The organism is Enterobacter sp. 50793107 (assembly GCF_001463365.1).
Taxonomy (GTDB): domain Bacteria; phylum Pseudomonadota; class Gammaproteobacteria; order Enterobacterales; family Enterobacteriaceae; genus Enterobacter; species Enterobacter cloacae.
In genome coordinates this window covers 28,170-39,624 of sequence record NZ_LNII01000102.1, presented here as the reverse complement: position 1 = coordinate 39,624, position 11,455 = coordinate 28,170, and the positions used below count along the sequence as shown (strand labels likewise).

The 11,455-nt window shown below is 59.2% G+C and carries 5 protein-coding genes and 1 pseudogene; all 6 read left to right on the top strand.

Annotated features, from left to right (window positions below; all coding sequences use genetic code 11):
- Positions 1-416 precede the first annotated feature (416 nt).
- Positions 417-1,619 (top strand): MdtA/MuxA family multidrug efflux RND transporter periplasmic adaptor subunit, encoded by a 1,203-nt coding sequence (locus APU11_RS14515; RefSeq protein WP_013097899.1) that lies wholly within the window; start codon positions 417-419, stop codon positions 1,617-1,619.
- Positions 1,619-4,741, top strand: coding sequence for an MdtB/MuxB family multidrug efflux RND transporter permease subunit (locus APU11_RS14510; protein ID WP_060578592.1), 3,123 nt, complete (start codon positions 1,619-1,621; stop codon positions 4,739-4,741). Before APU11_RS14515 ends, APU11_RS14510 begins: the two co-directional genes overlap by 1 nt.
- Entirely contained in the window at positions 4,742-7,819 is a 3,078-nt protein-coding gene (gene mdtC / locus APU11_RS14505) for a multidrug efflux RND transporter permease subunit MdtC (protein ID WP_045903328.1), read from the top strand. It abuts the gene before it with no gap.
- Positions 7,820-9,234: pseudogene (locus tag APU11_RS14500) on the top strand (MFS transporter).
- A complete protein-coding gene (gene baeS, locus APU11_RS14495; RefSeq protein WP_058651728.1) occupies positions 9,231-10,634 on the top strand; it encodes a two-component system sensor histidine kinase BaeS in 1,404 nt (467 codons plus the stop codon). Before APU11_RS14500 ends, baeS begins: the two are co-directional and overlap by 4 nt.
- Positions 10,631-11,353 (top strand): two-component system response regulator BaeR, encoded by a 723-nt coding sequence (gene baeR, locus APU11_RS14490; protein ID WP_013097904.1) that lies wholly within the window; start codon positions 10,631-10,633, stop codon positions 11,351-11,353. Before baeS ends, baeR begins: the two co-directional genes overlap by 4 nt.
- The last annotated feature ends 102 nt before the right edge of the window (positions 11,354-11,455 follow it).

Here is an 11,455-nt window from a genome sequence, read left to right as displayed (position 1 = left end):
TTTTGTTTTTTTTTTCAAGCAGAAGACGTCTTACGGTATTGCCTCTTGTCTCGTGGGCTCTGTGATGTGTATAAGATACAGTTCTTATACGCAACCTAAAAGTAATAACGCACGAGAAATTCATTATTTTTGTGGTTATTTATAAAAATAAGAATATTCCGCGAATAATATAAAAATCCTGGTATTCGAATGATACGGTTTATTTCGCGCATTTATCACAACGTGTTGCTGTTCTTCGCCGCTTTCACTCAAAGCGATGAGATAGCATCTTATGCCCGTGCACATGGTGTCACATTGCCCTCTCCGCCATTCAGACAATTCCCGACAGTCTTCCATATTTCCTCCATTTTTCTGCCGACTGACCTGACTAAACTAGTATCATTCCCCGAAGTGTTTCAGGATGAGAACGTATAACGATGAAAGGCAGTCATAAATCCCGCTGGGCAATCGCCGCAGGCATCATTGTGGTGGTCCTTGCCGCCGCCTGGTACTGGCACACTCAATCCGCCGAGCCTTCTACTCCGGCAGGGGCCAGCAGTCAGTCAAAACGCCCTGCGGGCGGGGGACGTCACGGTATGCGCGGCGGCGCGCTGGCACCGGTTCAGGCGGCCACTGCGGTGAATAAAGCCGTTCCTCGCTATCTCACAGGCCTGGGGACCATTACCGCCGCCAACACCGTTACGGTACGCAGCCGCGTCGACGGTCAGCTCATGGCGATCCACTTCCAGGAAGGTCAGCAGGTGAAAGCTGGCGATTTACTGGCCGAGATCGACCCAAGCCAGTTCAAAGTCGCCCTTGCCCAGGCTCAGGGGCAGCTTGCCAAAGACAAAGCCACGCTCGCTAACGCCCGGCGCGATCTGGCGCGCTATCAGCAGCTGGTGAAAACCAATCTGGTCTCTCGTCAGGAGCTGGACACGCAGCAATCGCTGGTCAGCGAAACCCAGGGCACCATCAAAGCTGACGAAGCCGCGGTGGCCAGCGCACAGCTGCAGCTTGACTGGAGCCGCATCACCGCGCCAATTGACGGGCGCGTTGGCCTCAAGCAGGTCGATATCGGCAACCAAATCTCAAGCGGAGATACCACGGGCATCGTGGTCATAACCCAGACCCACCCGATTGATTTAGTCTTCACCCTGCCGGAAAGCGAAATTGCGACGGTGGTGCAGGCGCAGAAAGCCGGAAAGGGGCTGGTGGTGGAAGCCTGGGACCGTACCAACAAGCAGAAATTGAGCGAAGGTTCTTTGCTTAGCCTGGATAACCAGATCGACACCACCACCGGCACCATCAAGCTGAAAGCACGCTTTAACAACCAGGACGACGCCCTCTTCCCGAATCAGTTTGTAAACGCACGCATGCTGGTGGCGACGGAAGAAAACGCGGTGGTGATCCCCACCGCCGCGCTGCAGATGGGCAACGAAGGTAACTTCGTCTGGGTGCTGAACAGCGACAATAAAGTCAGCAAGCACCTGGTGAAAACCGGGATTCAGGACAGCCAGACGGTTGTGATCAGCGCCGGACTCTCTGCGGGCGACCGCGTGGTGACGGACGGTATCGATCGTCTGACCGAAGGCGCCAAAGTCGAAGTGGTTGAACCCGCGAAACAGGGAGCGAACTCCTGATGCAGGTCATGCCGCCAGGCGCAACAGGTGGGCCATCACGCCTGTTTATTCTGCGCCCTGTTGCCACCACGCTGCTGATGGTGGCGATCCTGCTCGCCGGGATTATTGGCTATCGCTTCCTGCCCGTCTCGGCGCTGCCGGAAGTGGATTACCCCACCATTCAGGTCGTTACCCTCTATCCTGGCGCCAGCCCGGATGTGGTGACCTCCGCCATTACCGCTCCGCTGGAACGCCAGTTTGGTCAGATGTCGGGCCTGAAACAGATGTCATCGCAAAGCTCCGGTGGGGCGTCGGTGGTAACGCTGCAGTTCCAGCTCTCGCTGTCGCTGGACGTGGCCGAGCAGGAGGTGCAGGCTGCGATCAACGCCGCCACCAACCTGCTGCCGTCAGACCTGCCTAACCCGCCGGTCTACAGCAAAGTAAACCCGGCGGATCCGCCGATCATGACCCTTGCTGTCACCTCTTCCGCCATGCCAATGACGCAGGTGGAAGACATGGTCGAAACCCGCGTGGCGCAGAAAATTTCCCAGGTCTCCGGCGTCGGGCTGGTAACGCTGGCGGGCGGACAACGCCCGGCGGTGCGCGTGAAGCTTAATGCGCAGGCCATCGCTGCGCTGGGGCTGACCAGCGAAACCATCCGCACCGCCATCAGCAACGCCAACGTCAACTCGGCGAAAGGCTCGCTGGACGGCCCCACCCGCGCCGTGACGCTCTCGGCCAACGATCAGATGCAGTCTGCCGATGAGTACCGTCAGCTGATTATTGCCTACCAGAACGGTGCGCCGGTACGTCTGGGTGACGTCGCCACCGTTGAACAAGGCGCGGAAAACAGCTGGCTGGGTGCGTGGGCCAACAAACAGCAGGCGATTGTGATGAACGTGCAGCGCCAGCCGAGCGCTAACATCATTGAAACCGCCGACAGCATTCGCACCATGCTCCCGCAGCTTATTGAAAGCCTGCCAAAATCGGTCACGGTGAAGGTGCTTTCCGACCGCACCACCAACATTCGCGCGTCGGTTACCGATACCCAGTTTGAGCTGATGCTGGCGATTGCGCTGGTGGTGATGATCATCTATCTGTTCCTGCGCAACGTACCGGCAACCATCATTCCCGCCGTTGCCGTGCCGCTCTCGCTGGTGGGAACATTTGCCGTGATGGTGTTCCTCGATTTTTCGATCAACAACCTGACGCTGATGGCGCTCACCATCGCCACCGGCTTCGTGGTGGATGATGCCATCGTTGTGATCGAGAACATCTCGCGCTATATCGAGAAAGGCGAAAAACCGCTGGCCGCTGCGCTGAAAGGTGCGGGCGAGATCGGATTTACCATTATCTCGCTGACCTTCTCGCTGATTGCGGTGCTGATCCCGCTGCTGTTTATGGGCGATATCGTCGGGCGACTGTTCCGCGAGTTTGCCGTCACGCTGGCGGTCGCCATTCTGATCTCTGCCGTGGTGTCGCTGACCCTGACGCCAATGATGTGCGCCCGCATGCTGAGCCATGAATCCCTGCGCAAGCAAAACCGTTTCTCTCGCGCCTCTGAGCGGATGTTCGAACGGATCATTGCCGCTTACGGCCGGGTGCTGGCAAAAGTGCTTAACCACCCGTGGGCGACGCTCGGCGTGGCACTCGGCACGCTGGCACTCAGCGTCATGCTGTGGATCGTTATCCCGAAAGGCTTTTTCCCCATCCAGGACAACGGCATTATTCAGGGCACGCTTCAGGCGCCCCAGTCGGTCTCCTTCGCCAGTATGGCGCAGCGTCAGCAGCAGGTCTCTGACATCATCATGAAAGATCCGGCGGTGGAAAGCCTGACCGCGTACGTGGGCGTCGATGGCACCAACCCGTCGCTGAACAGTGCGCGTCTGCAAATCAACCTCAAGCCGCTGGATGACCGCGACGATCGGGTCAACGCCGTCATTGAGCGGCTGCAAACTGCCGTGGCGCGCGTGCCGGGGATTGAACTTTACCTGCAGCCAATTCAGGATTTGACCATCGATACCCAGGTCAGCCGCACGCAGTACCAGTTCACGCTTCAGGCGACCAGCCTTGATGCGCTGAGCACGTGGGTACCGCAACTGGTCAACAAACTCAAGGCGCTGCCGCAGCTTTCTGACGTCAGCAGCGACTGGCAGGACAAAGGGCTGGCGGCATATGTGAACGTCAATCGCGATACTGCCAGCCGGCTGGGCATCACCATGTCCGACGTGGACAACGCGCTCTATAACGCCTTTGGTCAGCGCCTCATCTCCACCATTTATACCCAGGCGAATCAGTATCGCGTGGTGCTGGAACACAACACCGATAACACGCCCGGCCTGGCCGCGCTGGACTCGGTGCGCCTGACCAGCAAAGACGGTGGTATTGTGCCGTTAAGCGCCATAGCCAGCGTAGAGGAGCGTTATACGCCGCTGTCGATTAACCATCTCGATCAGTTCCCGTCCACCACCATCTCGTTCAACGTACCGGACAACTATTCGCTGGGTGAAGCGGTCGAGGCCATTCTGGGCGCGGAGAAAGAACTCAACTTCCCGTCTGATATTCAGACCCAGTTCCAGGGCAGCACCCTGGCGTTCCAGGCTGCGCTGGGCAATACCATCTGGCTGATCGTGGCTGCGGTGGTGGCGATGTACATCGTCCTCGGGGTGCTGTACGAAAGCTTTATCCACCCAATCACCATCCTCTCCACCCTGCCGACCGCCGGGGTGGGTGCGCTACTGGCCCTGATGCTGGCGGGCAGCGAACTGGACGTCATCGCCATTATCGGCATCATTCTGCTTATCGGGATCGTGAAGAAAAACGCCATCATGATGATCGACTTCGCCCTTGCCGCCGAGCGCGAGCAGGGCATGTCGCCGCGAGACGCCATCTTCCAGGCCTGTCTGTTGCGTTTTCGTCCGATCCTGATGACCACGCTCGCGGCCCTGCTGGGCGCGCTGCCGCTGATGCTCAGCACCGGCGTCGGTGCGGAGCTGCGTCGTCCGCTGGGTATCGGCATGGTCGGCGGCCTGTTGGTGAGCCAGGTGCTGACGCTGTTCACCACGCCGGTGATTTACCTGCTGTTTGACCAACTGGCCCTGTGGACTAAAAGCCGCTTCCCGAAACGTGAAGAGGAGGCGTAAGTGAAGTTTTTCGCCCTCTTCATTTACCGCCCGGTGGCGACGATTTTAATCTCGCTCGCCATTACGCTGTGCGGCGTGCTGGGCTTCCGCCTGCTGCCGGTGGCCCCCCTGCCGCAGGTGGATTTTCCGGTGATCATGGTCAGCGCATCGCTGCCGGGCGCGTCGCCGGAGACCATGGCCTCGTCGGTTGCCACGCCACTGGAACGCTCGCTCGGGCGAATTGCGGGGGTCAACGAGATGACCTCCAGCAGCTCGCTCGGCAGCACGCGCATCATTCTGGAGTTCAGCTTCGACCGGGATATTAACGGTGCGGCGCGCGACGTGCAGGCCGCCATCAACGCCGCGCAAAGCCTGCTGCCGAGCGGAATGCCAAGCCGCCCGACCTACCGTAAAGCCAACCCGTCCGACGCGCCGATCATGATCCTGACGCTGACCTCGGATACCTATTCCCAGGGGCAGCTCTACGACTTTGCGTCGACCCAGTTGGCGCAGACGATCTCACAAATAAACGGCGTGGGTGACGTGAGCGTTGGCGGTAGCTCCCTGCCCGCCGTGCGCGTCGGCCTGAACCCGCAGGCGCTGTTTAACCAGGGCGTGTCGTTGGATGACGTGCGCTCCGCCATCAGCAGCGCCAACGTGCGCAGGCCGCAGGGGGCGATAGAGAGCAACAGCCACCGCTGGCAGATCCAGACCAACGACGAGCTCAAAACCGCCGCCGAATATCAGCCGCTCATCATCCACTACAATAACGGCGCGGCGGTACGTTTAAGCGACGTAGCCAGCGTCACCGACTCGGTGCAGGACGTGCGCAACGCCGGGATGACCAACGCCAAACCGGCCATCTTGCTGATGATCCGCAAGCTGCCGGAAGCCAATATTATTGAAACGGTAAACAGCATTCGCGCGCGTCTGCCGGAGTTACAGAAGACCATTCCGGCCGCTATTGATCTGCAGATTGCCCAGGATCGTTCGCCGACCATTCGCGCCTCGCTTGAAGAGGTGGAACAGACGCTGGTGATCTCCGTCGGGCTGGTGATCCTGGTGGTGTTCCTGTTTCTGCGCTCGGGCCGCGCAACGCTTATTCCCGCCGTTGCGGTACCGGTGTCGCTGATTGGTACCTTCGCCGCCATGTACCTGTGCGGCTTTAGCCTGAACAACCTGTCGCTGATGGCGCTGACCATCGCCACCGGCTTTGTGGTGGATGACGCCATCGTGGTGCTGGAGAATATTTCCCGCCATCTGGAAGCCGGGGTAAAACCGCTGCAGGCCGCCCTGCAGGGCACGCGCGAAGTGGGCTTTACGGTGCTCTCCATGAGCCTGTCGCTGGTGGCGGTCTTCCTGCCGCTGCTGTTGATGGGCGGGCTGCCGGGGCGACTGCTGCGCGAATTTGCCGTCACCCTTTCGGTGGCTATCGGCATCTCGCTGATTATCTCGCTAACGCTCACGCCAATGATGTGCGGCTGGATGCTTAAGCGCAGCAAACCGCACTCGCAGCCGCGTCGTAAAGGGTTTGGCCGTTTCCTGTTGGCAATGCAGGAAGGGTACGGAAAATCACTGAAGTGGGTGCTCAACCACACGCGGCTGGTTGGTCTGGTGCTTGTCGGCACCATCGCGCTCAACGTCTGGCTGTATATCTCCATCCCGAAAACCTTCTTCCCGGAGCAGGACACCGGCGTGCTGATGGGCGGCATCCAGGCTGACCAGAGTATTTCCTTCCAGGCGATGCGCGGCAAGCTGCAGGATTTTATGAAGATCATCCGCGAAGACAGGGCGGTGGATAACGTTACCGGCTTTACCGGCGGGTCACGCGTTAACAGCGGGATGATGTTTATCACCCTTAAGCCGCGCGGCGAGCGCAATGAAACGGCGCAGCAGGTGATAGACCGGCTGCGAATGAAGCTCGCCAAAGAGCCAGGCGCCAACCTGTTTTTGATGGCCGTTCAGGATATCCGCGTGGGCGGACGTCAGGCGAACGCCAGCTACCAGTACACCCTGCTCTCTGACGATCTGGCCGCGCTGCGCGAGTGGGAGCCCAAAATCCGTAAAGCGCTGGCCGCCCTGCCGCAGCTGGCGGACGTTAACTCCGATCAGCAGGACAACGGGGCAGAGATGGCGTTGACCTACGATCGTGAAACCATGTCGCGGCTGGGCATTAACGTTGAAGCCGCCAACAGTCTGCTGAACAACGCCTTTGGCCAGCGCGAGATTTCCACCATCTATCAGCCAATGAACCAGTACAAGGTGGTGATGGAAGTGGACCCGCGCTATACCCAGGACATCAGCGCGCTGGATAAAATGTTTGTCATTAACAACGACGGTAAAGCGATCCCGCTCTCTTACTTCGCCAGCTGGCGGCCCGCTAACGCGCCGCTCTCTGTGAACCATCAGGGGTTGTCGGCAGCGTCCACGATCTCCTTTAACCTGCCCACCGGCTCGTCGCTTTCCGAGGCCAGCGAGGCCATCGACCGTGCCATGACCCAGCTCGGCGTGCCCTCGACCGTGCGCGGCAGTTTTGCCGGGACCGCACAGGTCTTCCAGGAGACGATGAATTCGCAGGTGATTTTGATTCTGGCGGCCATTGCCACGGTCTATATCGTGCTTGGCGTGCTGTATGAGAGCTATGTTCATCCGCTGACCATTCTCTCGACGCTGCCGTCGGCAGGCGTGGGGGCGTTGCTGGCGCTGGAGCTGTTTGGCGCGCCCTTTAGCCTCATCGCCTTAATCGGGATCATGCTGTTAATTGGTATTGTGAAGAAAAACGCCATCATGATGGTGGATTTTGCGCTGGAGGCTCAGCGTAACGGCAACCTGACGCCAGAAGAGGCAATTTTCCAGGCCTGCCTGCTGCGTTTTCGTCCGATCATGATGACCACGCTGGCGGCGCTGTTTGGCGCGCTGCCGCTGGTGATCTCCGGTGGCGATGGTTCAGAGCTGCGCCAGCCGCTGGGGATCACTATTGTCGGTGGGCTGGTGATGAGTCAGCTCCTGACGCTCTACACCACGCCGGTGGTCTATCTGTTCTTTGACCGCCTGCGGCTGCGTTTTTCACGTAAAAACAGAACCACGGTGACCGGGTAAATGACTGATCTTCCCAGTAACGTTCGCTGGCAATTATGGATAGTGGCCTTCGGCTTTTTTATGCAGTCGCTGGATACCACCATCGTCAATACCGCCCTCCCCTCAATGGCAAAAAGCCTGGGGGAGAGCCCGCTGCACATGCATATGGTGATTGTCTCCTATGTGCTGACCGTTGCCGTGATGCTCCCTGCCAGCGGCTGGCTGGCGGACAAAGTGGGGGTGCGCAATATCCTCTTCACCGCTATCGTGCTGTTTACCGCGGGGTCGCTGTGTTGCGCGATGGCGAATACGCTGGATCAACTGGTGATGGCACGCGTTCTGCAGGGCGTTGGCGGAGCCATGATGGTGCCGGTCGGGCGGCTGACGGTGATGAAGATCGTCCCGCGCGAGCAGTATATGGCGGCAATGACTTTTGTGACCTTACCAGGCCAGGTGGGTCCGTGCTTGGTCCGGCGCTGGGCGGGATACTCGTGGAATATGCCTCCTGGCACTGGATTTTCCTCATCAACCTGCCGGTGGGTATTATTGGTGCTATCGCCACCCTGGCGTTGATGCCCAACTACACCCTGCAGACGCGGCGCTTTGATGTAGTCGGTTTTCTGTTGCTCGCCACCGGTATGGCGACGCTGACCCTCGCTCTCGACGGGCAAAAAGGGCTGGGAATCTCCTCACTGACGCTCGCCATTCTGATCGTTATCGGGATGAGCGCCATTTTGTGGTATCTGTGGCATGCCAGAGGAAACGACCGGGCGCTGTTCAGCCTGACGCTGTTTAAAAACCCTACCTACCGGCTTGGCCTGTTCGGAAGTTTTGCGGGGCGCGTGGGCAGCGGCATGCTGCCGTTTATGACACCCGTGTTCCTGCAAATCGGTATGGGCTTTTCACCGTTTCACGCGGGGCTGATGATGATCCCGATGGTGCTGGGCAGCATGGGAATGAAGCGCATTGTGGTGCAGGTGGTTAACCGCTTTGGCTATCGCCACGTGCTGGTCACCGCCACGCTGGGGCTGGCACTGGTCAGCCTGCTGTTTATGGCCGTAGCGCTGATGGGCTGGTACTACGCCCTGCCGCTGGTGCTGTTCTGCCAGGGCATTATTAACTCCATGCGCTTCTCGTCGATGAACACCCTGACGCTGAAGGATCTGCCGGACGAACTGGCAAGCAGCGGCAACAGTTTGCTGTCGATGATCATGCAGCTCTCCATGAGCGTGGGGGTCACCATTGCCGGTTTACTGCTCGGCATGTACGGTCAGCACCATCTCAGCGTCGACACGCCGGTGGCGCATCAGGTCTTTTTATACACGTATCTCAGCATGGCGGTTATCATCGCCCTGCCCGCTTTCATCTTCGCCCGTGTGCCGGATGATACCCGTAAGAACGTCGTTATCCGGCGCAGTAAAAGGAGTGGATCATGAAATTCTGGCGTCCGGGCATTACCGGTAAGCTCTTTCTGGCAATTTTTGCCACCTGTATTGTCCTGCTGATCACCATGCACTGGGCCGTACGGCTCAGCTTTGAGCGCGGTTTTATCGATTACATTAAGCATGGTAATGAGCAGCGCCTGCAGGGTTTGAGCGATGCACTGAGCGAGCAGTATGCCCAGCACGGGAACTGGCGTTTTTTGCGCAACAATGACCGTTTTATCTTCCAGATCCTGCGCTCGCTGGAGCACGATAGCGGCGATGACCGCCCCGGCCCGGGCATGCCGCCCCACGGCTGGCGCACCCAGTTCTGGGTGATCGACCAGGATATGCGCACGCTGGTTGGCCCTCGTGCGCCCATCCCCCCGGACGGCACCCGGCGGGCAATCAAAGTGAATAACGCTACCGTCGGCTGGGTTATCGCCTCGCCAGTGGAACGCCTGACGCGCAACACCGATATCAACTTCGATCGTCAGCAGCGCCGGGCCAGTTGGCTGATCGTCATCCTCTCCACGCTGCTGGCCGCGCTTGCCACCTTCCCGCTGGCGCGGGGCCTGCTCGCCCCGGTGAAAAGGCTGGTGGAAGGTACGCATAAACTGGCCGCCGGGGATTTCTCCACCCGCGTGGACACGCGCAGCCAGGATGAGCTGGGCAAGCTGGCTCAGGATTTTAACCAGCTCGCCAGTACGCTGGAGAAAAACCAGCAGATGCGGCGCGATTTTATGGCCGATATTTCACACGAGCTGCGCACCCCGCTGGCAGTGCTGCGCGGCGAACTGGAGGCCATTCAGGACGGCGTACGCAAGTTCACGCCCGAATCCGTGGCCTCGCTGCAGGCGGAAGTGGGTACGCTGACCAAACTGGTAGACGATCTGCACCAGCTCTCCATGTCAGACGAAGGGGCGCTGGCCTATCAGAAAGCACCGGTGGACGTAATCAACATTCTGGAGGTTATCAGTGGGGCTTTCCGCGAACGTTTTGCCAGCCGCAACCTGACCATTGACCTCTCCCTGCCGGACAGCGCGGTGGTGTTTGGCGATAAAGATCGTCTGATGCAGCTCTTCAACAACCTGCTGGAAAACAGCCTGCGATACACCGACAGCGGTGGCGGACTACACATCTCCGGCAAACAGGAAAACAGCCGCTTCGCCCTCACCTTTGCCGACTCCGCTCCCGGCGTGCAGGATGCGCAGCTGGAAAAACTGTTTGAACGTTTTTATCGCACCGAAGGCTCCCGCAACCGTGCCAGCGGCGGCTCCGGGCTGGGACTGGCGATTTGCGTTAATATCGTCGAGGCGCACAATGGCACCCTGCGTGCCGCCCATTCGCCTTTTGGCGGGGTTAGCATTACAGTAGAGTTACCGCTGGAACGGGATTTATCGAGAGAAGCATGACCGAATTACCGATTGACGAAAACACGCCACGCATTTTGATTGTGGAAGACGAGCCTAAGCTTGGGCAGTTACTGATCGACTATTTACGTGCGGCCAGCTACGCCCCGTCGCTTATCAGCCATGGCGATCAGGTGTTACCGTACGTGCGCCAGACGCCGCCGGATCTGATCCTGCTGGATCTGATGCTCCCCGGCACCGATGGCCTGACCCTGTGCCGGGAAATTCGTCGCTTCTCCGACGTGCCGATCGTCATGGTGACGGCAAAAATCGAAGAGATCGACCGCCTGCTGGGACTCGAAATTGGCGCGGACGATTACATCTGCAAACCCTACAGCCCGCGTGAAGTGGTCGCCCGCGTGAAAACCATTCTGCGCCGCTGTAAACCGCAGCGCGAGCTTCAGGTGCTGGACGCCGAAAGCCCGCTGATTGTTGATGAGAGCCGCTTCCAGGCCAGCTGGCGCAGCAAGCTTCTCGATCTCACGCCTGCTGAGTTCCGCCTGCTGAAAACCCTTTCCCACGAGCCGGGGAAAGTGTTCTCTCGCGAGCAGCTGCTCAACCACCTGTATGACGATTACCGCGTGGTGACAGACCGCACCATCGACAGCCACATCAAAAACCTGCGCCGTAAGCTGGAGGCGCTCGACGCCGAACAGTCATTTATTCGCGCGGTGTATGGCGTGGGATACCGCTGGGAAGCGGATGCGTGCAGGATTGCATAGCTAAACGCCCCCTCACCCTAACCCACTCCACAAAGGGGTGAGGGGCAAAGCTTTACCTCCCTGCCCCGCGGCGCTACAATGCCCGCCCTTAAAGTGGGGGAT